Source organism: Thermoanaerobaculia bacterium (assembly GCA_035717485.1).
Taxonomy (GTDB): Bacteria; Acidobacteriota; Thermoanaerobaculia; order UBA5066; family DATFVB01; genus DATFVB01.
In genome coordinates this window covers 17,568-40,971 of record DASTIQ010000006.1, presented here as the reverse complement: position 1 = coordinate 40,971, position 23,404 = coordinate 17,568, and the positions used below count along the sequence as shown (strand labels likewise).

Sequence of the window (23,404 nt, the reverse complement as noted above, 5' to 3'; positions counted from 1 at the left end):
CGGGCTCTGCCGCCGGGACGGCGAGGCAGAGGGCGGCGGCGAAGAGCGCGGCGATCCGGTTCATGCGGCCTCCTTGTCGGGGAACGGAGGCGAAATTATGTCCCTGCCCGAGGAAGAGTTTCAACGCCGCGTTACCATCCGCGTCGTGACCTCCCGACGCCCGTCCCTCCCGCGCCGCGTGGCCGCCGCCCTCGGCCCGGGCGTGATCACCGGCGCGGCGGACGACGATCCGTCGGGGATTGCGACCTACTCGATCGCCGGCGCGCAGCTCGGGACGGGCCTGCTCTGGACGGCGTTCCTCACCTGGCCTCTGATGGCCGCCGTTCAGATGATGTGCGCCCGGATCGGGATGGTGACCGGCCGCGGCCTCGCGGGGGCCCTCCGGAAGAAGTTTCCGCAGCCGCTCCTCGTCGCCGCGGCCGTGGCTCTCCTCGCCGCGAACGCGATCAACATCGGCGCGGACCTCGCCGGAATGGCCGACGCCGCCGAGATGCTGACGGGCGTCAATTCCCATATCGCCGTCGTGGCGTTCGCCGCCGCGATCATGATCGCGACCGTGCGCCTGCGATACGCGCAGATCGCGTCGGTGCTCAAGTGGCTCGCTCTCGCGCTCGGCGCCTACGTCGTCACCGCGTTCCTCGTTCACCCGCACTGGGCAACGATCGCGCGGGACGCGTTCGTCCCCTCGATGCCGAAAGGGAGGGAAGCCTGGGCGACCCTCGTCGCGATCCTGGGAACGACGATCAGTCCCTACCTCTTCTTCTGGCAGGCTTCCCAGGAGGTCGAAGAGGAGAAGGCGATGGGGCGGCGGATGCTGGTGAGCCGGAAGGGCGCGACGTCCCGCGAGATCACGGACCGGCGAATCGACGTGGGGGTCGGAACGTTCGCTTCGAACCTCGTGATGTTCTTCGTGATCCTGACGACCGCGCTGACGCTCCACGTCCACGGGACGACGGAAATCCGGACGACGAAGGAAGCGGCCCAGGCGCTCGCTCCGCTCGCCGGAAAGCTCGCGGCAGCGCTCTTCACCGTCGGCATCCTCGGGGTCGGATTCCTCGCGATCCCGACGCTCGCCGGTTCGGCCGCGTACGCGTTCGCGGAGACCTTCGGCTGGCGACAGGGACTCGATCAGAAGCTCCGGGGCGCGAAACAGTTCTATCTCGTGGCGGGGCTGGCGACGGCGGTCGGGATCGGAATGGACCTCGCGAGGCTGAACCCCGTCCGCACGCTGTTCTGGTCCGCGGTCCTCAACGGGATCCTCGCGCCGTTCCTGCTCGTCGGCGTCCTCGTCGTCGCATCCGATCGGACTTTGATGGCGCACCAGCCCAGCTCGGTCGCGAGCCGGGTGATCGTGGGCCTGACCACGCTCCTGATGTTCGGCGCCGCCCTCGGCATGTTCGTCTTCTAGGCTTGCACGCGCGTCTCGCTCGGCTCTCGACGCGCCTCAACGTCCGTCCGAGACGTTGCCTCACCTCCACGTCTCCCCGGCTGCCCGACAGACTCAGGGCGCGGCCAGACGGGTTGGAAGACGGGTCCGGGCGGGCCGGCCGGCCGGCAAGGCGTACATGGTCCTGGAAGGCGCCAGGGCGATGGCAACGAGGTGATCGAGGCGCGGCGAGGCGCGAGCCCGGCGGGATGCGGGCAGCCGGCCGTCGGCTAAGGCGTACTGAGAACGTACGTCGTGCCGGCGGCCGGCGGGCACGCGCCCGCCCGGCTCGATGCATCGCCCCGCCTGCCGACGGTGCGTCAGCCGACGCGGACGCTCAGCATCGAAATCGATCCCCCATCGACCCCCTCCACCGGAAACGTTACCTTCTCTCCCGGGCGCCGCAGGGCGATCACGTACAGGAGGGGCAGGTAATGGTCGGGGGTCGGAATCGAGAGCCTGGCGTCGGGCCCGAGCGACTCGTAGTCGACGAGCGGGCCGTCGTCGCCCTCTTGGAGGAGACGGCGCGCGCGCTCCTCGAAACGCACCGCCCAGTCGAACGGGGCGACCGGATGACGACCCCAGGCATAGGCGTGCAGGTTGTGGACGAGATTTCCGCTGCCGATCACGAGGACGCCTTCGTCGCGGAGCGGAGCCAGGAGCTTCCCCACCTCGTAGTGGAAGATCGGTGGCCGGGTTTCGTCGATCGACAGCTGGACCACGGGGACGTCGGCGTCGGGGTAGACGCGGCACAGGACCGACCAGGCGCCGTGGTCGAGCCCCCACCGCCGGTCGCGCTCGACGGGAAGCGGCGACAGGAGATCCGCGACGCGCTCGGCGAGCGCGGGACTCCCCGGCGCCGGGTACCGCACCGCGAAGAGCTCCGGCGGAAACCCGCCGAAATCGTGTATTGTGCGGGGACTCTCCATCGCGGTGACCGCCGTCTGCGGGACGTACCAGTGTGCGGAGATCGCGAGCACGGCGGCCGGACGCGGAAGGGCGCTCCCGATCGCCGCCCACGCGCGCGTCCACGCGTTCTCCTCGATCGCGTTCATCGGGTTTCCGTGACCGAAGAAAAGTGTGGGCATCGTGGTCGGCACGAACTGGATCGTTTCGCCGGGCCGGCGCCGTGTCAATCCACAAGGCCGAGTTAGGCCGAGTCGAAGCGGCTGAGCCGCTTGACTCGGCGCTTCTGATGTGCGCCCGTCACGCGACGGCGGGCGGCACGCGCCCGCCCGGCTCGATGCATCGCCGCGCCGGCCCACGATAGGATGCGCGCCGCATGACTCCCGACCTCTTGACCGCGTGCGTGTTCTGCGGGATGTCGCTCCTTCGGACGGGACTTCCCGCTTCTCCGGGGCTCTCGGCCGAGTTCGCGGCGTCGTACGCGACGCTCGAGCGCCGGGACGACAGTCCCACCGTCTTCCACAACGACGCGTCCGACGTGACGCCGAAGTTCCTCCTCGTCGGGATGGGAAATGCCGGGGATGCCGCGCCCGGTCTCGGCGCCGGAACCCCCGCGCGCGAGTGGTTCGCGCGTCTCTCGATCGCCAACTCGCACGACGAGCAGAGCCAGACGTTCCGGATCCCCGACGCGGTCGTGGCGACCGGCACCGGGCGCTACGAGAACTTCGAGGCCGGGGCGCGGATTCCCCTCGGGGCGCGCGATTCGGTGGAGGCGGCCGTCGCTCAGCGCGTCCACAAGATCGTCGATCTCGTCAACCTGGGCGGATCGAAGTTCCAGTTCTCCGAGGAGCGCGATCTCTTCGCCCAGCGCGTGGACGTCTCGATCGGCTGGAGGCACCGGTTCACGAACGCGGAGATCGGCGCGGCGTTCCGCGAGGTCCGCCCCGAGGGGAAATACAACACGGCCTTCGTCTACCGCCAGGGAAAGCAATGGATGCCGGGGGGCCAGATCGAAGGGCGATGGCGGCACGGTACGTTTTCTCTCGGTGCGTCGGCCGAGGCGGAAGCGACCGACATGGACGTCAACGAACAGAGGGTTCCCGATTTCGCCCACGTCTCGTACACGGAGCGGGCGACGCTCTCGGCGGCCTCGCTCTTCGTCGAGAAGACGTGGGGCGGCACCGACCTGTCCTTCTCGATCGGGGCCGACCGGTCGCGGCTGCCGTTCGTCGCCATGGCGATCCTGGGGGAAGAGACTCGATATTTCGATGCGGGCTACCGTTCCGTCTCCCGAACCCGGGAGGTCGTCTGGGATCTCGCGGCACGGCACCGGATCTCGCCCGGCGTCCACCTGCGCGGCTACGTTCGCGTGATCCAGGGGGGCGAGACCGTGTCGATGACCGATCCGGCCGGCGCCCTCCCGCCGGTCGAGTTGTCCGTGCGGCGCGGAGGACATTTCCCGATCACGCAGTTCACGCTCGGCGGCGGCGCGGACTTCTCGATCGGAAGGTCGCGCGGCGCGGATTGAGCTGCGGGCGCGATGACGATTCCCCGCTCACGGCCGTGAGCGGGGAATAGGTCACTTCTTCTTCGACGGTCGATCGCCGCGGTCGCCTTCCCCCGGTCTGGCCACGGTGTTCGAATGCTGCCGGCGATCCTGCGACAGCGATTTGCCGACGTCGACGACGTCGGAGAATTGTCCCTTGTCGTCCCGCCGCACGAAGCGTTTGTCTCCGGGGTGCGGTTCGATCAGCTCTCTCTTGCCGGACATGGGTTTCCTCCTGTTCATGGACATGCCGTCGGGGTGAAGTCGGGCACGCCGTAGGCGGGCGCCGACAGACTCGGGTTGGAGAAATCGAGGACCTCCGCGAGGTTTCGGGCGTTCGTGTCGCGCACCGAGAGCGGCCGGAGATGGAACCGCCACTCGATCATCTTCAGGACCGACGTGTGGTCGTACACGTTCGAGCCGACCCAGCCGCGCCGGGACCACGGCGAGATGACGAGGGCGGGAACGCGGAAGCCGCGCTGCGTGAAGGCCGGATCCACGTCGTCGGCGGCGGGCGGCGGAACGTGGTCGAAGAACCCTCCCCATTCGTCGAAGTTCACGACGAGGACGGTCGACGACCAGTCGGGGCTCGCGACGATCGCCTCGTACGTGCGGTCGAGGAAGGATTCTCCGGCGCGGATGTCGCCGTGCGGGTGGTCGTCGGCGGACGTGCCGTTCGACTCGCCGTTGAACGGCGGGTCGACGAACGCGACGTCCGGCAGCGTGCCCGCGGCGCAGTCGGCGAGGAAGTCGTCGTACGTCCGCGTGATCGAGGCGTATTTCGTTCCCCAGAGGGCCAGGAACGGAATGTCGCTCGCGTAGTAGCGCCCGGAATATCCCTCTTCGGCGAGCCGGTCCCAGATCGTCGGAAGGGTCGAGGGGGGAAAAATCGAGTCGTCGAGGCGGTCCGTCACCGCCGCGTGCTGGTAGATCCGGTTCGGATACGTCGGAGCGAGAACCGGCGCGAAATAACGGTCGAGAACCGTCCAGTCGCCCGCCGCGCGTCCGAGGAACGCGAGATCGCTCTGCCCGTAGTAACCGATCGGGAACAGGTCGTCCGTCCCGGCGAGCAGCCACCCGTCGCAGAGCCCCCCGTCGAGCTGGATCCGGCCTCCGTCGAAGGAGTGGTCGGGATCCGCGTACGCGCACCCCTGATAATCGGGAGCGAGCGGGTAGGTCGGCTGCGGGTTGCCGTTCTTGTCGGTATAGGTGGCCGTCTGCCGCCCGTCGGCGCCGGGAAGCCATCCGAGCAGGTGATCGAAGGAGCGATTCTCCATCATCACGACGACGATGTGCTGGATTCCCGACTTCTCGGGAAGCGGAAGTGCCTTGTCACGCTTGGCGGCTCCGGCCACGGCGGCGGTGGCGAGCGCGACGAGGAGTGCCGTGGCGATTCGGGCGCGCGGACTCTGCGAATTCACGTTCACGTTCCTTTCCGGCGCGGGAAACCGGCTTCGCGCCGGGCGCCACGGGAGAGGGAGGGAGCAATCGACGTGCCGCCGGAAGTCAGTGACGAGCGGCGAGTCGCGCGGGGTGAGGTCGGAAAAGCGAGAATCAGGAAAGAAAGCCGGCGAAAAGGGCTTCGAAATCGGCCGCTCCGTCAGGGAGGACGCCCACCGCCCGGACCCGCCGTTCCAGCCCCGCGATCCCGCGGAAGGCCACCGGCTCACGGAACCGGATCGCGTATCGCGGCTCGTCGAGCATCGAGAAGCGAAGCGTGTCGCGCGACTTCGGGAACTCGCCCGGGGCGACCCGGTCGACCGTTTCGATGTTCGAGGCGTCGATCTCGGCGGACCACCGCAGGCCGAACCGGAGCCGGAGCGTCTCTCCGTCGAAAGTCGCGGGACGCAGCCGCAGCGCCTGGAAGTCGCCGAGGAGCCACAGGACCGAGTAGAAGTCGAGAGCGGTGAAGGTCCATGCCGCCCGGATGCTCCATCGCGAGAGGAGGAGGTGGGCGCCGAAGCCCTCCCCCGCGATCAGGAGGAACACGACGGCGAGGACCGTCGGCCATCCGCTCGCGCGGTAGAACGTGAGACCGTCCGCGGAGGGGCGCCGACGCGTTTCGGCGTGCGCCGTCGTCCGGCGCCACGAGAAAAGCGCATACCAGAGAATCGCGATCTCGGCGGAGACCGCGCCGGCCAGCCGCCCGGCGCCGAAGATGCCCTCGCACGCGATGCGGATCTTTTCGACCGGGTCCGCCGCGTCCGCCGCCCGAAGAACCCGCGAGATCCGCCGGACGCGCGCGAAGACGACCGCGAGGAGAACGAGATCGAGGACCGAGCCGAGCGGGGCGAGCGAGTGGAGGAACTCCTGGTGGCCTCGGGGGACGACGAGCCGCGCCAGGAGCATCCCTCCGCCGAAGACCGGGATGAGCGTCGCGGGGTGAGCTCCCCGGCGTACGACGAGCGCGTAATAGAGCGCGGGGATCGTCACGCAGAAGTCGAAAGTCACCCCGAACGCGCCCATCTCGGGGGCGCGCTCGAACAGCGGGGTGCGCACGATCGCGGCGCAGACCGCCGCGATCAGTCCCGCCGACGCCCAGAAAGCGGCCGGAAGGGGGCGGCGGGCCTCGGCGTCGGTCATCTCCCGGATATTACGCGACCCGGGCACGAGAGTTTCCGGAGGCAACCCGCTGAGCGGGCAGGGAATGGGTACCTCCGGCGACGCGTTACTATTGCCGGATGATCAGTTTTGGCTTCGCAGGGAGCGCGGTCGCCGGATAGCGCCGTCGCCACCGGCCGGCAACGCCCGGAGCTCGCGGAAGTGGCGGAAGCCCTCCGGCGCGCGGGGGTGCGCGCGCCCGACGCGCGAAAAGGCCGGCGGACGCTCGTCGTCTCGGGCGCCGTGGGGGCGCTCCCCGGCGCGATCGCCGCCCTGCTCTCCGAATCCGGACCCGTCATCGTCGTCGCCACCGACGAGCCTTCCGCGGAAACGACCGCAGCGGACGCCGCCGCGTTCGGAGCGGGCGCCATCTGCGTGGCTCCGGAGCCCTCCCTGACTCCCTACCAGCGGGTCGGGCCCTCGCTCAAGTACCGGCGGTCCGAGTTCGCCCTGCTCTCCTCGCTCGCGGAGGGGACCTGCCGGATCGCGGCGGTGCCCGCGCGCTTCCTCTTCGCGCGGCTCCCCTCCCCCGAGAGCTTCACCGCCCGCCGGTTTCCGATTTCCCGCGGCGGGGCGATCGAGCGGGGAGCGCTCCTCGCGTTCCTCGCGCGGGAAGGGTACGCGGCAACCGACCTCGTGACGGAAACGGGAGACTTCGCCGCGCGGGGCGGAATCGTGGACGTCTTCCCTCCCGATCGGGACCGGCCGGTCCGCATCGAGCTCGACGGGGACGAAGTCGCCTCGATCCGCACGTTCGACCCGGACACGCAGCGCTCCGACGCGACTCTCGAGCGCGTCGTCTTCGGGCCCCTCGCCGCCGTCTCGGAATCGAAGGAAGCGGAGGCGCTCCTCGAGGAAACCCTCGGCCGGGTCCCGTCCTCGGCCGAGAGAACTCTCTTCCTCCCGGCCGTCGCCGGAAATGCCGCGACGATCTTCGACTTCGCTCCCGAGGCTCAGGTCGTCGTGCTCGAGCCCGCCTCCGTCGAGGACGCCCTGACGCGGTGGAGCGACCGGGTCGCGGCGGACTACGAGCCCGAGCGCGACGCGATCTCGCCGGAGGCGCTCCTCCATCCGGTCCCGGCGATTCGGGAGATGCTCGCCTCCCGCGCGACGGTGGCTCTCGACCGCCTCGGGCTCGTCCCCGGAACTCCCCTCCCGCTCTCCGCCGAGGAGGTGACGGCGTTCGACGGGCGCGTGCGGGAAGCCGCCGCGGAGCTCCGCGCCGCCGCGGCCCGCGGCGAGAGCGTCCTCGTGGCGGTGCATCCGAAAGGGGGCGCCGAGAAGCTCCGGCGATTCGCCCGCGAATTCGACGTCCCGGCGACCGCGATCCCGGGACCGATCTCCGCGGGCTTCCGGCTGCGCGAGAGCGCGCTCGCCGTCTGGGCCGAGGAGCAGATCTTCGGTCCGGAACGGACGACGCCGGCTCCGCGGCGGAGGGCATCCGAAGCGTTCCTCTCCGACCTCCGGGACTTGAAGCCCGGCGACTTCGTCGTCCACGTCGATTACGGCGTCGGGCGCTTCCGGGCGCTGAAGCGCATTCCGGTGGAGGGGAACGAGCGCGAGTTCGTCGAGATCGTCTACGTCGACGACAAGACGCTCCTTCTCCCCGTCGAGCGCCTCGATCTCGTCCAGAAGTACTCGGGCGCGGAGGGCGGCGAGCCGAAGATCGACCGGCTCGGGAGCGCTTCGTGGGGCCGCAAGAAGGAAGCGGCGCGGAAGGCCGTCAAGGACCTGTCGGAAGACCTGCTCCGGATCTACGCCCGCCGCGCGCAGGCGCAGGGCTTCGCGTTCTCGAAAGACTCCCCCTGGCAGAAGGAGTTCGAGGACGCGTTCGAGCACGTCGAGACGCCGGATCAGGCGCAGGCGATCGCGGACGTGAAGCGCGACATGGAGCGGCCCTCGCCGATGGACCGCCTCCTCTGCGGCGACGTCGGGTACGGCAAGACCGAGGTGGCGATGCGCGCCGCCTTCAAGGCGGTCCTCGACGGGAAGCAGGTCGCGGTCCTCGCGCCGACGACGATCCTCGCCGACCAGCATTACCGGACGTTCACGCGCCGTTTCGCCGCGTTCCCGGTGACGATCGAGCTCCTCTCGCGGTTCCGCGACCGCGGGGAACAGAAGAAGATCGCGGCGAAGACGGCGGAAGGGGGCGTCGACATCCTCATCGCGACCCATCGACTGCTCTCGAAGGACATTCGCTTCCACGACCTCGGACTCCTCGTCGTCGACGAGGAGCAGCGGTTCGGCGTCGCCCAGAAGGAACGCATCAAGGAATGGAAGGCGTCGATCGACGTCCTGTCGATGTCGGCCACGCCGATCCCGCGTTCCCTCAACCTCTCGCTCTCGGGACTCCGCGACCTCTCGATCATCGAGACGCCGCCGCGCAACCGCCTCGCGATCGAGACGCAGATCATCCCGAAAGAGGGCGATCTCGTGCGCGAGGCGATCGGATTCGAGCTCGAGCGCGGGGGACAGGTGTTCTACGTCCACAACCGCGTCGAATCGATCCTCGCGGAGAAGACGTTCCTGTCGGAGCTCCTGCCGAACGCGCGGATCGCGGTGGGCCACGGCCAGATGAGCGAGGGGGAGCTCGAAAAGACGATGATCGACTTCGTGTCGCGGAAGTCCGACATCCTGCTCGCGACGACGATCATCGAAAACGGGATCGACATCCCGTCGGTCAACACGATCGTGATCGACCGCGCCGACACGTTCGGCCTGTCGCAGCTCTACCAGCTCCGCGGGCGCGTGGGCCGGAGCGACAAGGCGGCGTACTGCTGGCTCGTCATCGAGCCGGGAGCGGCGCTGACGGAGACGGCGCGGGCGCGCCTGGCGACGATCCGCGAGTTCTGCGACCTCGGCGCCGGGTTCCGGATCGCCGCGAAGGATCTCGAGATCCGGGGCGCGGGGAACTTCCTCGGCGCCGAGCAGTCGGGGCACATCGCCGCCGTCGGCCTCGAGATGTATCTCGACCTCCTCGACGAAGCGATGCGCCAGATGAAGGGGGAGGAAGTCCTGCCCGAACGGACCGTCACGATCTCCCTCGGAAGCGACCTGTCGATTCCCGCCGCGTACCTCCCGGAAGAGAGCCTCCGGATGGCGCTCTACAAGAGGATCGCGCGCGCGCGGGACGACGCCGAGATCCGCGAAATCGCGAAGGAGACGGAGGACCGATTCGGCCCTCCGCCGCCCGCCGTCACGAATCTGATCGAGTACGGGCGCCTCCGACGCCGCGCGGAGCGCCTCGCGATCAAGTCGATCGAGCGCCGCCGCGGCGCGTATCGCCTCGTCTTCGACGGCGAGTCGCGGGCGGAACCCGGGCGCGTCGTCGCGCTTCTGCGCGGAAAGACCGGCGCGGCCGTGTCGCCGTCCGGCGTCGTCTCCCTGCCGCCGGAATGGAGCGTCGAGGCCGTGATGGCGTTCCTCGACGCGCTCCTCGAGGCGGCGTGAACCCGTCGCGGAAGCTGGCTCGGGGACCGAGAGCGAGTGACGGCTCCGCAGCTCCTCGAACGAGCGACTCGACCGCGGAGCCGCCACCCCCTCGCCCACGCTTCCGCTCCCGCATCGCGGGACCTCCGCTCGGTTACTTCGCGGAGGATCCCCCGCAATGCGAAGGGCCCGAACCGAAGCTGCTCGACTGCCGTCGCCGCTCCGAATCCCGTTCCGAGAGCACCGCGCTCCGGCATTTCAAGAATCGATTTGGCAACGGCGGGATTTCGACGGCGATTCTCCTCGCCGCCGCGGCGCTTCTCGCCGGCGCCTGCGCCCGGCGCCCCGCTCCCCCGATCGACACGATCGCCGAGATCGACGGCCGCCCGGTCGCGCTCCGGTCGTTCCGGGCGTTCTTCGAAGCCAACGCGGGAAGGCCGATCGCGGAGTCCCAGCCCGCCGTCGTCTCGGGGCTGTTCGACGAGTTCCTCCGGGAAGAGACCTGGCGCCGCGAGGCGAAGCTCGACACGGGAGACGACAATGTCGACCGCCGCGAGGCGCCCGGAATGCTCGTCGCGCGCGCGGGAGACGTGGTCCGGCCGACCGACGCGGAGGCCTCGGAGGAATATGATCGCCACCCGGAACGGTGGCGGCGTCCGGAGGAGGCGAAAGTCGCGCGAATCTTCACCCGCACCCGCCCCGAGGCGGAGAGGGCCCGCTCCCGCGCCGTGTCGGGCAACGACTTCGGCGAGCTGGCGCGGACGGTTTCGCGGGCGCCGGACGCGGCTCGCGGGGGCGCCCTCGGATGGGTTCAGCGCGGCGATCTGCCGTCGGAATTCGAGGCGGCGGTCTTCCGTTTGAAGCCGGACGAGGTTTCGCCGGTGATCGCCGCGGAGGAGGGATTCCTGGTCTTCAAGATGCTCGACCGCCATCCGGCGCGGACACTCTCCCGGGACGAGGCCGCTCCCGAGATCCGGAGCCGTCTCGCGAGGGAAAAGACCGACCGGTATCTCCACGGGATCGTCGACGCGGCCCGGCGCGAGGGTCGCCTGCGCGTGTATTTCGACCGGCTCCCCTTCGTCTACACGGGAAGCTTTCTTCCCGGAGGAAAGGAATCATGAGGAAGCTCTTCGCCCTCCTCGCCCTCGGCGCGCTCGCCTCGGCGGCGACGGCCGCCGATCTCGTCGAGCGCGTCGTCGCCCGGGTCAACGACGCGATCATCACCCAGAGCCAGCTCGACGAGCGCGTCGACCGGGCCCGGAAGGATCCCCAGGCGCCGACGGATCTGAACAAGCTGCGGATCACGGTCCTCGAGCAGATGATCCGGCAGAAGCTCGTCGAGGGGAAGGCGGCGCGCCTCGAAATCACCGCGACTCCCGAAGAAGTCGACGAAGCCATGGACCGCGTCAAGACGCAGTACGGGCTCACTTCCGACGCGGACTTCGACCGCGCGCTCGCGGCCAACGGCATCGACCGGGACACGCTCCGCGAGCAGCTCCGGGAATCGCTCCTGACGAACAAGGTGCTCGCCCGGGAAGTGCCGATCAACCTGAACGACGATGCCCTTCGCACCGAGTACGAGAAGGTGAAGGAGCAGAAGTACGGGATTCCCGAGAAAGCGCACGTCGCGGAGATCCTCGTCCGGTTCGAGCCGTCGGACGCCGCCTCGAAGGAGGCCGCCCGGACGAAGATCGACGCGGCCCGCTCGCAGATCGCGGCCGGAAAGGCTTTCGGAGACGTCGCCCGCGAGATCACCGAGGGCCCCGCCCGCGCGAGGGGCGGCGACCTCGGCATCGTGTCGCACGGCGACCTCACGCCGCCGCTCGACCAGGCGATCTTCGGGAGCACCGACGCCCTGGCGGGCCCGGTCGAGCTGAAGGACGGGTTCGCTCTCCTCTCGATCACGGATCGCGAGAAGGCCGGGTTCCGGCCGTTCGACGACGTCAAGGAAGAGATCCGGAAGCGGATGTCGGAGGAGATCTACGACAAGAAGTTCGCCGATTACCTGGTCGACCTCCGCAAGGGCGCGATCGTCAAGATCTTCGACAAGGACCTCGCCGCGGAGGACGAAGAGGCGAGGAAGAAGAGCTGATGCCGCATCCCGTCCCGACCTCCATCCAGCAGATCGGTCGCGAGCTCGTCGTCGTCTGGGCGGACGGCCGCGAGGACTACTTTTCGCTCGAGACGCTCCGGCGCGAATGCCCGTGCGCGATGTGCAAGGGGGAAGGAGACCTGCTGGGCAACGTCTACCGCGCGCCGAAGCGGCCGTTCGGCCTCGGCGCGTTCCTCATGCACGGCTGGAACAAGGTCGGCGGCTACGCGATCCAGATCTACTGGCAGGATGGGCACAACGACGGCATCTACTCGTACGAATACCTGAGGAAGCTCGGAGAAAAACCCGAAATGGCGTAGCGGCGGCCAGTCGCGAGTCGGCGAGTTTCGGGTCGGAAAACATTCGAGCGTCGTGAACCCGAGTCCGGATTCCCCGACTCGTGACTCGCGGACTCGCGACTAACGGACTTCTCCCATCAGGCTCTTGACCGGTCTGATCAGCGCGAACATCAGGAGTCCCGCCGCGAACGAGATCAGCGCGACGATCCCGAACAGCCGGTCGAGCGGCATCGAGCTGAAGAACTCGGCGGCGAACCCGGCGAGCTTGTTGCCGAGCGCGTTCGACAGGAACCAGACGCCCATCATCAGTCCCACGATGCGCACCGGCGCGAGCTTCGTGACGATCGAGAGGCCCACCGGCGAGATGCAGAGCTCGCCGAGCTCCTCGATGAAATAGGCGCCGACCAGCCAGAGCGGGCTCACCCGCACGTTCGCCGCGCTCTGCGCGAGCCTCGCCGCCGGGATGAGCATCAGGAACGCGAGCCCCGCGAAGACGAGCCCCAGCGCGAACTTGGCCGGGCTGGAGGGCTCTTTTCTGATTCGGTTGAGGCGCGTCCAGACCAAAGCCATGACCGGAGCGAGGATGATCACCCAGAGCGCCTGGACGGACACGTACCAGGAGGAGGGGAAGTTGAACCCGAAGACGGTCGTCCGCGTGTAACGATCGCCGAACAGGTTGAGCGTCGAGCCCGCCTGCTCGTACGAGCCCCAGAAGATTCCGGCGAACAGGAAGAAGACGACGACCGCCGCGATGCGCTTCCATTCCGCGGGCGTGAACCCTCCCGCGAGCGACACATCGCCGCCGGGTCCCTCGGGAGGCGTCCGCCGGGATGACAGGCGTTCGACGGCGGGCCGCAGCCGCTCCCGCCCGGCGACGTACTGGATGACGCCGAGGAGCATCCCCACGCCCGCGCAAGCGAAGCCGACGTGCCAGTTCACCTTCTGCGCGAGATAGCCGGCGATGATCGGTCCGAGGAACGCGCCGAGGTTGATCCCCATGTAGAAGATCGAAAAGCCGGCGTCCCGTCGCTCGTCGCCGGGCGCGTACAGGGAACCGACGATCGTCGAGACGTTCGGCTTGAGCATCCCGGTTCCGATGACGATGAGCGCGAGACCCGCGTAGAACGTCGGGAGGACCTTGAAAGCAAGGGTGAAATGGCCGAGCGCGATGATGATCCCGCCGACGAGGACGCTTCGGTACTGTCCGAGCCAGCGGTCGGCGATGATCCCGCCGAAGATCGCGGCGAACCAGGCGCTTCCCGTGTAGGTGCCGTACAGGCTTCCCGCATGCTTGTCGGAGAATCCGAGACCTCCCGCGGAGACGGACGCCGTCATGTAGAGGATCAGGAACCCGCGCATCCCGTAGTAGCTGAAGCGCTCCCACATCTCGGTGAAGAAGAGCGTCGAGAGTCCTTTGGGATGCCGGACCCGGGTCGGTTCGGCGTCGGGCGGCACCGCGACTTCTACCAAGTTCTCCTCCTCGCGCCTTCCGGACGTTCTCCGCGAGCGAGCATGGCTTTCGCGAAAATCGCCCGGATCCTTTTCGCGGAGTATAGGGGATTCGAAGTTCCCAGTCCGCACAGTCGAGACCGTCGCGACTCGGAGAAATCAGTCGCCGGTCGGAGGGACGGGCCACCTGTCAGTTATCACAACAAGGAAGCACGGCGAGGCGCGAGCCCGGCGGGATGCATCGCCGTGCCCGCTATCGCTTCGGAGCTAATACCCGCAGCCGCCGCTCGGCTACCCGGCACACGACGGGGGTCTCCAGCACGCAGTCCCCGTCGACCTGGACTTCGACCGCATACGACTCGAGCGAGGTGATCCTCACGGCGCGCCCCCGCACGATCCGGGCGATCCCGCGCTCGAGGTGGGCGCCCTTGCCCCCCTGCATCCCGAGGAAGAGGTGGAGAAGGTCGATTCGGCGCCGGGAGTCGAATATCAGGACTTCCAGGGTGTCCGACTCGGCCGAGGCGTCGGGGGCCACGATCCAGTCGCCGGCATAGTGCTTCGAGTTCGCGACCACGGCGAAAGTGGCCGCGTGGTGGGTTCCGTCCACCTCGACGTCCAGGCGGGGAAACTCGTACTTCAGGAACTCGGCAACGGCGGTCACGAAGATCCCCGCCCGGCCGAACCATCGCTTGAGGAACAGGCTCATCTTCCCCATCACGCGCGCATCGAGCCCGATGCCCGCCATCAGGAGGAAGGGGCGGTCGTTCGCGACGGCCGCGCGCACCGTCCGTACCTCCCCGTCGAGGATCAGCCGGCAGGCTCGGGTGACGTCGAATGGAATTCCGAGCTCGACGGCGAGCACGTTCGACGTCCCGCCCGGGATGATCGCGAGCGGGACGTCGGTGCCGAGGAGAGCCGCCGCGGCCTCCGACACCGTACCGTCGCCGCCGCACACCGCCACGACGTCCGGCTTCTCCGGAAGGTGCTCGTGGACGATCCGCGTCGCGTGACCGGGTCCGCGCGTCGGGGCGTTGGCGAGCTCGATGCCCTCGGCCCGCATGCGGTCGATCAGGGAGTGCATCGCCGCGTGTCGGTCCCGCTGCCCCGCGGTCGGGTTGTAGATCAGGACGCCGCGCCGCGGCGCGCGGGACGGCGCCGGTTCCGCGGGAGAGCTCAAAAGAGCGAGCCCCCGGCGGCGCCGGGCGAAACTCCCAGCCGCTTGTAGGCGCGCGCCGTCGCCACGCGCCCGCGGGGCGTGCGCTGGATGAATCCCGCCTGGAGAAGGAACGGCTCGTACAGGTCTTCCAGGGTCCCGCGATCTTCCCCGAGCGACGAGGCGAGGGACGACACGCCCGCCGGGCCGCCGCCGAACTTCTCGACGAGCACGGTGAGGATGCGGATGTCGAGCTCGTCGAGGCCGTATTCGTCGACCTCCAGCTTCGCCAGCGCGTCGGCGGCGGCCGCGCGGTCCAGCCGCTCGCGGCCGGCGACCTGCGCGAAATCGCGCACGCGCCGGAGCAGGCGGTTCGCGATCCGCGGCGTTCCGCGGCTCCGCCGGGCGATCTCGCGGGCGGCGTCGTCCTCGATCGGCACGCCGAGGATCCGCGCCGAACGCTCGATGATCGTCGCGAGAGAATCCGGATCGTAGAAATCGAGCCGGTGATGGATCCCGAACCGCGCGTGGAGCGGCTGCGAGAGGAGTCCCGGGCGCGTCGTCGCTCCGACGAGGGTGAACGGTTTCAGGTCGATCCGGTGCGTGCGCGCGGCCGGGCCCTCGCCGATCACCACGTCGAGGACGAAATCCTCCATCGCGGAGTAGAGGACCTCCTCGACCGCGGTCGGAAGCCGGTGGATCTCGTCGATGAAGAGAACGTCTCCCGCCTGGAGATTCGTCAGGATCGCCGCCAGGTCCCCCGCGCGCGCGATCATCGGACCCGCGGTGATCCGAAGACCGACGCCCATCTCGTGCGCGATGATGTGGGCGAGCGTCGTCTTCCCGAGGCCGGGCGGGCCGGTCAGCAGGACGTGATCGAGCGCCTCGCCGCGCGCCTTCGCCGCTTCGAGGAAGACGGCGAGGTTGTCCCGAACCTTCGTCTGCCCGATGTACTCGGCGAGCTTTCGCGGCCGGAGCTTCGGCTCGACGGCGACTTCGTCTTCGAGGGCGGAGGGCGACAGGACGGAACGTGTGGCTTCGTTCACGGCGAAGCGATTATCGCGCATCCGCGCGATCGCCAGATCGCGCGGATCAGTCGCGAGTTCCGAGTTGCGAGTCGAAAGTTTGATGCCGGGCCCGATCACGGACAGGGCGCCGGCCAGAGTTCCGACTCGCGACTCGGAACTGACCCGGTCCGGCGCCTGATTCAGGCGCCGGAGAGCGCCGCCAGCGCTTCCTTGAGGAACTCCGCGAACGATTCCGGCGCGCCGCGCCGCGTCAGCTGCTCGACGGCCCGTTCCGCGTCCGACTTCCGGTAGCCGAAGTTCACGAGCGCCGACACCACGTCCTCCGCTTCGACGCCCGTCCCGCCCTCGGGCGGAACGAAGAGCTTCTCCGCCTTTTCCTTCAGCTCCAGGGTCAGGCGCTCGGCCGTCTTCTTTCCGATCCCGGGGATCGAGACGAGCCGCCGCGCGTCCCCCTTCGCGAGCGCGCGGAGGAGGTCGTCCGCGGGAATCCCGGAGAGGAGAGTCAGCGCGAGCTTCGGGCCCACTCCCGAGACCGAGATCAGCATCTCGAAGAGCTTCTTCTCGCGCTCCGAAGCGAAGCCGAAGAGGGCGAGCGTGTCCTCGCGGACGTGCGTGTGGACGAGGAGCGCCGCCGGGCTTCCCGCCTCGGGGAGCTCCTGGTACGTCTGAAAGGAGATCGCGACGGCGTACCCCACGCCGCCCACGTCGAGAACGACGCGGTCGGGGAGCTTCTCGAAGAGAACGCCGGAGAGACGCGCGATCATTCGCGGCCGGCGCCGGGCGCCGCGTGCCGGGCAACGTCGGGCGTCGCATCCCGCGCGGCCGCGAGCGCCGCTTCGAGGTCCGCGACGATGTCCCGGACGTCTTCGGCGCCGACGGAGAGCCGGATCGTCGATTCGCGGATGCCGAGCGCTTCCCGGCGCTCGGGCGCGATCATCGCGCGGGAATGCGACGTGATCGCCGGGAGATCCGCGGTCGACTCGACCGAGCCGAGGGACGTGGCGCGCCGGATCAGCCGCAGCGCCTCGACCGGCCGGCGCGCCGCCGGCGCGCCGCCCCGCACGTCGAACGCCAGCATGGCCCCGAACGCGCCGCTCATCTGCCGCGCGGCGGCGGCGTGGCCGGGGTGATCGGGAAGGCCCGGATAGTGCACCCGCTCGACCGCCGGGTGGGAGGCGAGCCGGCGCGCGATCTCCATGGCGTTGGCCGACTGCGCCCGCACGCGGAGCGCGACCGTCTTCATCCCGCGGGTCAGGAGCCACGCCGCATGCGGATCGAGAACGGTGCCGGACATCTTGCGCGCGCCGCGGAGCCGCGCGGCGGCCGCGAACGACGCGCACGCGAATCCCGCCGTCACGTCCGCGTGGCCGTTCAGGTATTTCGTCGCCGAGTGGAGCACCAGGTCGAAGCCGGCCGCGGCGGGCCGCTGCAGGACGGGGCTGCCGAAAGTGGAGTCGACCGCGCAGAGAAGCCCCCTCTCCTTCGCGGTCCGCGCCACGAACGCGAGATCCACGATCTTGACGAGCGGGTTGGTCGGCGTTTCGACGTAGAGCAGCCGGGTCTCGGGACGGATCGCCGACGCGAAATCGGGCTCGGGCGCGGTCGGCACGAGCGAAACGGCGATTCCCGCCGCGGAGAAGACGTCCCGGAAGAGCAGGAGCGTTCCGCCGTAGAGGTCCTCCGTCGCCACGATGTGGTCGCCCGGCGAGAGCAGGGCGCGGAGCGAGACGCCGATCGCGGAGAGGCCGGAGGAAAAGAGGACGGCATCCTCGGTGCCTTCGAGAGCCGCCATCTTCCTTTCGGCGCCGGTGATCGTCGGATTCCCGTAGCGCGAGTAGAAGAGATCGGGCCTCTCGCCGAGGGCGGTTCGCTCGAGCTCGGCGACGTCCTTGAACCAGAACGGCGCCGTCTGCCAGATCGGGTCGACGAGCGCTCCGGTCGCGTCGTCTTCGCCGGCGCGGACCGCCGCCGTGTCGAGCTCGCGAGGATGCGGCCGGTCGCGGTCCGCCATCACCCCTGCGTGTAGCGCTTCAGCAGGTCGTCGTTGACGACGATCTTCTCCTGGGCGCGTCGGCGCGCGAGCTCCGCCTGGATCAGCTTCTGGGCCTCCTGCTGGCGCGCCGCTTCGGCGAGCTTCGTCTTCTGGATCGCGAACGCGGCCGGGTCGAAGTCGGTCTTCGAGACGACGTGGAAGATCACGACCCCCTTGCCCGGGAGCGCGACCGGATCGCCGTACTGGCCGGCCGGCGTCTTGAAAACCGCGTCCGAGAGCGCGGGAGACGCTCCGAGACTGCCCACCGGCGCCCCCTTCCCGAATTCGGCGGGCGTCTGCACGTCGGTCTCGTACTTCTTGGCGACCGCGGCGAGCGCGGTCCCGCCCCTCAGCTCCGCGACGACCGGAGCGGCCGTGGCGAGCTCCTGCTGCTCGGTCTTCCGTCGCGTGTATTCGGCGGCGACCTTCCCCCGCGCCTCGGAGAAATCGGCGATGCCCGGCGGCGTGACGTCGGCCACCTTGACGATCGCGGGGCCGCGCGGGGTCGGGATCGGCTGCGGCGAGACTTCCCCCTTCTTCAGCGCGAACGCCGCCTTGAGGAATCCCGGCGCGTACCCGATTCCGGGGACCTGCCCCTGCGCCGTCACCCAGTCGGTCGCGTCGAACGAAACGACGTCGTCGGCGAGCTTCCGCAGGTCTTCGTCGCTCGCGTTCCGGCCGACCGACTTGGCGAGCGCGTCGGCCCTTCGCTCGGCGGCGCTCTTGACCTGATCCTGCGTGAGGAGCGCCGTGATGCGGGGCGTCGCCTCGGCGAGCGTCTGCTTGCCCGCGGGGATCTTCGCGAGGAGCTTGATGACGTGATACCCGAAGTCGGACTTGACGGGGCCGCGGATCTCGCCCGGGGACATCGCGAAGGCCGCCTGTTCGAAGGGCGGGACCATCTGACCGCGGCCGAACGGCGGGAGATCGCCCCCCTGCTCCTTCGATCCGGGATCTTCCGAGTTCTTCCGGGCGAGCTCGCCGAAGTCCTCCCCCTTCTTCGCGCGGGCGAGGAGATCTTCCGCTTTCCGGCGCGCCGCGGCGTCCTGCGCGGGAGACGCGTCCTTGGCCACCTTGACGAGGATGTGGGCGGCGTGAACCCGCTCCGGCACCGCGAAGTCGTCCCCGTGCGCGTCGTAGTACGCCTGGATCTCGGCGGGCGAGGGCTTCAGCTTCTCCCGGAGCTTCCCCTGCTCGACGAGCAGGTACTTGAGCTTCCGCCGTTCCGGCTCGCGGAAGAGCTCCTTGTTCTGATCGTAGAAAGCCTTGAGATCCGCGTCCGAGGGCACGGCGACGGACGCGGCGGCGAGCCGGGCGGAAGGGATCAGGACGTACTCGATCTTCGCCTTCTCGTTCTGCGCCTCGAACTGGGACTTCAGCCGGTCGTCGGGCACCACGAGGCTCGCGGCCACGAGCGCGTTGAACTTCTCGATCAGCATGTCCTCCCGGTAGCCGTGCTCGAACTGCTCGACGGTCAGCCCGTAGGAGGCGAGCACGCTGGCGTACTCGGAGGCGCCGACGAACTGCCCGTTGCGCTGGAAAGCGGGCATCGCCTGGATCCGGTCGGCGAGCTCGTCGTCGGAGACGCGAAGCCCGCTCCGCTGGGCGGACTCCAGGAGCATCCGGCGCTCGATCATCCCGTTCAGGACCTGGTTCGGAAGGTCCATGGCCCGGGCCAGCGCCGGAGACCAGTTCCCCTTGTACATCTGCCGGTAGCGGTCCTCGGTCTGCTTGTACTGCCGATCGAAGTCGACGGCGGTGATCGGCTCCCCGTGGATGCTCGCGATCTCGCCGGACGAGGTCTTGTCGCCGCGGACGCGCCCCATTCCCCAGTCGACGAAGATGAAGGCGACGAACACCACGACCACGAACCAGAGGACCCACTTCAGATGCTGGAAGCTCCGACGCATCACTTTGAGCATGGACTGACGTTCTCCTTCCGAGTCGTTCGAGCGAACTTGATATATTAACAACGCGGGGCGCACTCGGCAAAGCGGACTCCGTGCGTTCCGGTCCGGGGGCTATGGTATAAGGCGGTCGGCGGCAAGTACCGCTCACTCCACAAGTTATGGCGCAAGCAGCGAACAAGAGGGCGACTCGGGGAGACCTCGAATGGATCGTCTTCTCCTATTCGACCGTCCGTCGCTGGATCGTGATCCTCCTCGTCGCCGGCGCGGGCGGCACGTGGGGCGTCTACGTCTACCGCCACAACCACGTCTCGCCCGAGGTGCGCGCGCAGCGCCAGATCGACCAGGCCGACAAGACCTACCGCAGCGCGGAGGCGAGCCCCGAGGCGTCGCGGTTCTCGGCGACGCTCGGGCAGGCGAAAGAGCGGCTCGCCGATGCCCGGAGCGCCCTCGAGAACGCGAAGAACATCGAGGCGTACAACCTGGCCGTCGAGTCGGAATCGCTCTCGCGTCGCGCGCTCGGCCGCGCCGGGCATTCCGACATCGGAGACGCCACGTTCGTCGCGCTCGACGGCGAGGTCTCGCTCCAGCGCGCCGGCCGAGGCACGTGGGAGGAATGCCGGCTGCGCCAGTCGCTCTACGACGGCGACTTCATCAAGACCGCCTCTTCCGGATCGGCCGAGATCATGTTCTTCGACGGCACGCTCTACCAGCTCCACCCGGATTCGCTGTTCGAGGTCAAGAGCGGCCAGCGCCCCGACCGCGAGAAGTCGAGCGCGGTCGACATGGTGTCCGGCTCGATCCAGGTCTACACGTCGAACTCGCCGTCGCAGATCAACACGAAGGCGGTGTCGGCCGAGGTGCAGCGCGATTCCGAGGTCGGGGTCTCGGTCGACGACAAGCGCGACACCGAGATCTCGAACTACCGCGGCCAGGCGGTGCTCCGCACGGAACGGGACAGCGTGGTGCTGTCGGAGCGCGAGCGCGTGCGCGCCGACGTCTCGTCGCAGCGCCTCGGGAGCAAGATCGCTCTTCCCGAATCCCCGGCGCCCGTCGACCCCGCCGACAACCGGATCTTCGACCTGAAGAACAACGCGGACGTCGTGCTGCGCTGGACGTCGGTGAAGGAGGCGGCCCGCTATCGCCTGCAGGTGTCGCGCTCCCGCCTCTTCATCCCCGACGCGACTCCGCTCGACCTTCCCGACCGACGCGGCCTGTCCGCGGCGATCCGGCCCCACGAGGAGGGCTCGTACTACTGGCGCGTCGCCGCGGTCAGCTCGAAGGGGATCGCTTCCGACTGGAGCCCCTACCGCCGCTTCCGGGTGGTCGCCGACGCCGCCAAGACCGGCGCCCCGGCCGGCGCCGCTCCCCCGCTGCAGCTCGAAACGCCGCAGCAGATGGGAAACCTGTTCCTGATCTTCGGGCACACCGATCCGTCCGCCTCGGTGTCGGTCGCGGGCAAACGCGCCGACGTCGAGCCGGACGGCTCGTTCAAGACGACCGTCTCGGTGGACACCGAGGGGGAGTCGCAGATCGTCGTCAAGGCCGCCGACGCCGCGGGGCGAGAGACCGTCAAACGCATTCGCGTATTCGTGGAATTATTCTGATCGGGTAGCTCCCGCACGAAGGAGATCCATGGGCTGGAAATCTCTCTTTTCCCTCTTTTCGTCCGATCTCGCGATCGACCTCGGAACCGCGAACACGCTCGTCTTCGCCGCCAACCGCGGCATCATCGTGCGGGAGCCGTCGATCGTCGCGATCAACAAGATCTCCAACCGCGTCGAGGCGGTCGGGAAGGAAGCCAAGGAGATGCTCGGGCGGACGCCCGGGAACATCGCGGCGATCCGGCCGATGAAGGACGGGGTGATCGCCGATTTCGAGGTCACGGAGAAGATGCTCGATTACTTCATCAAGAAGGCGCACGGACGCTCGCTCTTCGTCCGGCCGCGGATCGTCATCTCGGTGCCCTCGGACATCACCCAGGTCGAGAAGCGCGCCGTGCAGGACTCGGCCATGCGGGCGGGGGCGTCGGAGGTCTACATCATCGAGCAGGCGATGGCGGCCGCGATCGGCTCGGGGCTTCCGATCACCGAGCCCGCCGGGAACATGATCGTCGACATCGGCGGCGGAACGACCGACGTGGCGGTGATCTCGCTCGCCGGAATCGTGTATTCCCGCTCGGTGCGGATCGCCTCGAACGAGATGGACGAGGCGATCGTCCAGTACATCAAGCGCAAGTACAACCTGCTGGTCGGCGAGCGGACGGCCGAGCAGATCAAGATCGAGATCGGGTCCGCGCACCCGCTCGACGAGCCGATGACGATGGAGGTCAAGGGGCGCGACCTCGTCGAGGGCGTGCCGAAGACGCTGCTCCTCTCCGACGAGGAGATCCGCGAGGCGCTGTCGGAGGTCGTCGCCGCGATCGTCGAGACGGTCCGCGTCGCGCTCGAGCGCACGCCGCCCGAGCTCTCCGCCGACATCATGGATCGCGGAATCGTCATCACGGGAGGCGGCTCGCTCCTGAAGAACCTCGATCGCCGGCTCCGCGAGGAGACGGGACTCCCCATCTCCTACGCCGAGGATCCGCTCGCTTCCGTCGCGCTCGGGACCGGCGCGATGCTCACGGACTTCGGGCTCCTGAAAAAGATCTCGATTGCCTGATCCTCGCCTCTCCTCGCCCGCCGCCGCCTCCCGCCACGCGCGGATCGTCCTCGCCGGGACTCTCGGCGGCTGCCTGCTGCTGATGTCCGCGCAGGCGCGCCAGAAGGGACGGGGACCGTCGATCCTCGAGCGCACGGGACTCCTCGTCCTCGGCCCGGTGGTCGCGGGCAGCCACCAGGCCGCGCGCACGGAGCAGGACTTCGTCGCCTCGATCCGCTCGTACTTCGGCGCGCGGACCGAGAACGAGGCGCTCCACCGGCGCATCGCGGCGCTCGAGAAGCAGCTCTTCGCGCTGCGCGCCGGCGCGGAAGACGCCGAGCATCTTCGCGCGCTCCTGAAGCTCTCTCCGTTCCTGCCGGGCGTGCGCGCCGCCGCGCCGCTTCTCTCGATCGAGGAACGCGGGGCGTACCGGCGGGCGCTGATCGGCGCGGGAGCCGAGAAGGGCGTTCTCGCCGGGTCTCCGCTCGTCGTGCCCGCGGGGCTCGTCGGCCGCGTCACGACCGTCTCGACGCGGTTCGCGAAGGCGATCCTCCTGACCGACGCCGACTCGGCCGTCGGCGCGAGGATCGTCCGGACGGGCGAGCAGGGAGTCGTGCGCGGCGACGGCGGCGCCCTGCGGATCGACTACCTGTCGGCGATCGCGGACGTCCGGCCGGGCGACGCGATCGAGACCGCCGGAATCGACGGGATCTTCCCGCGCGGCATTCCGGTCGGGACCGTCACCCGCGTCACCCGCGGAAAAGCGCTCTTCCTCGCCGTGCGCGTCGCGCCCGCGGCGCCCCTCCACCGGCTCGACGACGTGCTCGTCCTCGATCCCGCCCCTTCCGCGGAGCCCGGACGGAGCCCGTCCGAGCAATGAAATGGGCCGGGCGCGG

Annotated in this window: 19 protein-coding genes; 9 read left to right on the top strand and 10 right to left on the bottom strand. The window is 69.1% G+C overall.

Annotated elements, in window-relative coordinates; genetic code table 11:
- Window positions 1–145 precede the first annotated feature (145 nt).
- Complete coding sequence (locus VFS34_00290) at window positions 146–1,408, top strand: Nramp family divalent metal transporter (GenBank protein ID HET9792871.1); 1,263 nt, start codon at window positions 146–148, stop codon at window positions 1,406–1,408.
- A gap of 338 nt (window positions 1,409–1,746) precedes the next feature.
- Here VFS34_00290 and ygiD read toward each other — a convergent pair whose 3' ends face one another.
- The gene (gene ygiD, locus VFS34_00285) at window positions 1,747–2,526 is read right to left on the bottom strand and encodes a 4,5-DOPA dioxygenase extradiol (GenBank protein ID HET9792870.1); all 780 of its coding nucleotides are present in this window, start codon (window positions 2,524–2,526) and stop codon (window positions 1,747–1,749) included.
- 182 nt (window positions 2,527–2,708) lie between these two features.
- Here ygiD and VFS34_00280 point away from each other — a divergent pair, with 182 nt between their 5' ends.
- A complete protein-coding gene (locus tag VFS34_00280; GenBank protein ID HET9792869.1) occupies window positions 2,709–3,860 on the top strand; it encodes a hypothetical protein in 1,152 nt (383 codons plus the stop codon).
- A gap of 51 nt (window positions 3,861–3,911) precedes the next feature.
- Here VFS34_00280 and VFS34_00275 read toward each other — a convergent pair whose 3' ends face one another.
- From VFS34_00275 to VFS34_00265, 3 genes are all read right to left on the bottom strand, one after another.
- Window positions 3,912–4,103 carry a hypothetical protein gene (locus VFS34_00275; protein HET9792868.1) on the bottom strand — a complete coding sequence of 64 codons (192 nt, stop codon included), beginning with the start codon at window positions 4,101–4,103 and terminating at the stop codon, window positions 3,912–3,914.
- A 14-nt stretch (window positions 4,104–4,117) separates the two neighbouring features.
- Window positions 4,118–5,299, bottom strand: a complete 1,182-nt coding sequence (locus VFS34_00270; GenBank protein ID HET9792867.1) for an alkaline phosphatase family protein — start codon at window positions 5,297–5,299, stop codon at window positions 4,118–4,120.
- Between the two features lie 133 nt (window positions 5,300–5,432).
- A complete protein-coding gene (locus tag VFS34_00265) occupies window positions 5,433–6,461 on the bottom strand; it encodes a hypothetical protein (GenBank protein HET9792866.1) in 1,029 nt (342 codons plus the stop codon).
- A gap of 180 nt (window positions 6,462–6,641) precedes the next feature.
- Here VFS34_00265 and mfd point away from each other — a divergent pair, with 180 nt between their 5' ends.
- The 4 genes from mfd to VFS34_00245 are packed head-to-tail and all read left to right on the top strand — an operon-like array spanning window position 6,642 to window position 12,320.
- Window positions 6,642–9,929, top strand: a complete 3,288-nt coding sequence (gene mfd / locus VFS34_00260) for a transcription-repair coupling factor (protein HET9792865.1) — start codon at window positions 6,642–6,644, stop codon at window positions 9,927–9,929.
- Entirely contained in the window at window positions 9,926–11,029 is a 1,104-nt protein-coding gene (locus VFS34_00255; protein ID HET9792864.1) for a peptidylprolyl isomerase, read from the top strand. The genes mfd and VFS34_00255 overlap by 4 nt, the downstream gene beginning before the upstream one ends.
- Window positions 11,026–12,000 (top strand): peptidylprolyl isomerase, encoded by a 975-nt coding sequence (locus VFS34_00250; protein HET9792863.1) that lies wholly within the window; start codon window positions 11,026–11,028, stop codon window positions 11,998–12,000. Before VFS34_00255 ends, VFS34_00250 begins: the two co-directional genes overlap by 4 nt.
- Entirely contained in the window at window positions 12,000–12,320 is a 321-nt protein-coding gene (locus VFS34_00245) for a DUF971 domain-containing protein (GenBank protein ID HET9792862.1), read from the top strand. Before VFS34_00250 ends, VFS34_00245 begins: the two co-directional genes overlap by 1 nt.
- A gap of 99 nt (window positions 12,321–12,419) precedes the next feature.
- Here the strand turns inward: VFS34_00245 and VFS34_00240 are convergent, their stop codons facing one another.
- From VFS34_00240 to VFS34_00215, 6 genes are all read right to left on the bottom strand, one after another.
- Window positions 12,420–13,769: a peptide MFS transporter gene (locus VFS34_00240; protein HET9792861.1), complete on the bottom strand. Its 1,350-nt coding sequence runs from the start codon at window positions 13,767–13,769 to the stop codon at window positions 12,420–12,422.
- Between the two features lie 232 nt (window positions 13,770–14,001).
- The gene (locus tag VFS34_00235) at window positions 14,002–14,925 is read right to left on the bottom strand and encodes a diacylglycerol kinase family protein (protein ID HET9792860.1); all 924 of its coding nucleotides are present in this window, start codon (window positions 14,923–14,925) and stop codon (window positions 14,002–14,004) included.
- On the bottom strand, window positions 14,922–15,947 hold the full coding sequence (ruvB, locus tag VFS34_00230; protein HET9792859.1) for a Holliday junction branch migration DNA helicase RuvB: 1,026 nt from the start codon (window positions 15,945–15,947) through the stop codon (window positions 14,922–14,924). The genes VFS34_00235 and ruvB overlap by 4 nt, the downstream gene beginning before the upstream one ends.
- Window positions 15,948–16,108: 161 nt before the next feature.
- Complete coding sequence (ruvA, locus tag VFS34_00225; GenBank protein HET9792858.1) at window positions 16,109–16,693, bottom strand: Holliday junction branch migration protein RuvA; 585 nt, start codon at window positions 16,691–16,693, stop codon at window positions 16,109–16,111.
- Window positions 16,690–17,940, bottom strand: a complete 1,251-nt coding sequence (locus tag VFS34_00220) for an aminotransferase class I/II-fold pyridoxal phosphate-dependent enzyme (protein HET9792857.1) — start codon at window positions 17,938–17,940, stop codon at window positions 16,690–16,692. Before VFS34_00220 ends, ruvA begins: the two co-directional genes overlap by 4 nt.
- A complete protein-coding gene (locus tag VFS34_00215; protein ID HET9792856.1) occupies window positions 17,940–19,883 on the bottom strand; it encodes a peptidyl-prolyl cis-trans isomerase in 1,944 nt (647 codons plus the stop codon). Before VFS34_00215 ends, VFS34_00220 begins: the two co-directional genes overlap by 1 nt.
- A gap of 146 nt (window positions 19,884–20,029) precedes the next feature.
- On the opposite strand from VFS34_00215, the gene VFS34_00210 reads away from it, so the two are divergent.
- The 3 genes from VFS34_00210 to mreC are packed head-to-tail and all read left to right on the top strand — an operon-like array spanning window position 20,030 to window position 23,388.
- Window positions 20,030–21,475, top strand: a complete 1,446-nt coding sequence (locus VFS34_00210) for a FecR domain-containing protein (GenBank protein ID HET9792855.1) — start codon at window positions 20,030–20,032, stop codon at window positions 21,473–21,475.
- A gap of 28 nt (window positions 21,476–21,503) precedes the next feature.
- Window positions 21,504–22,529 (top strand): rod shape-determining protein, encoded by a 1,026-nt coding sequence (locus tag VFS34_00205; GenBank protein ID HET9792854.1) that lies wholly within the window; start codon window positions 21,504–21,506, stop codon window positions 22,527–22,529.
- Window positions 22,522–23,388, top strand: coding sequence for a rod shape-determining protein MreC (gene mreC, locus VFS34_00200; GenBank protein HET9792853.1), 867 nt, complete (start codon window positions 22,522–22,524; stop codon window positions 23,386–23,388). Before VFS34_00205 ends, mreC begins: the two co-directional genes overlap by 8 nt.
- The last annotated feature ends 16 nt before the right edge of the window (window positions 23,389–23,404 follow it).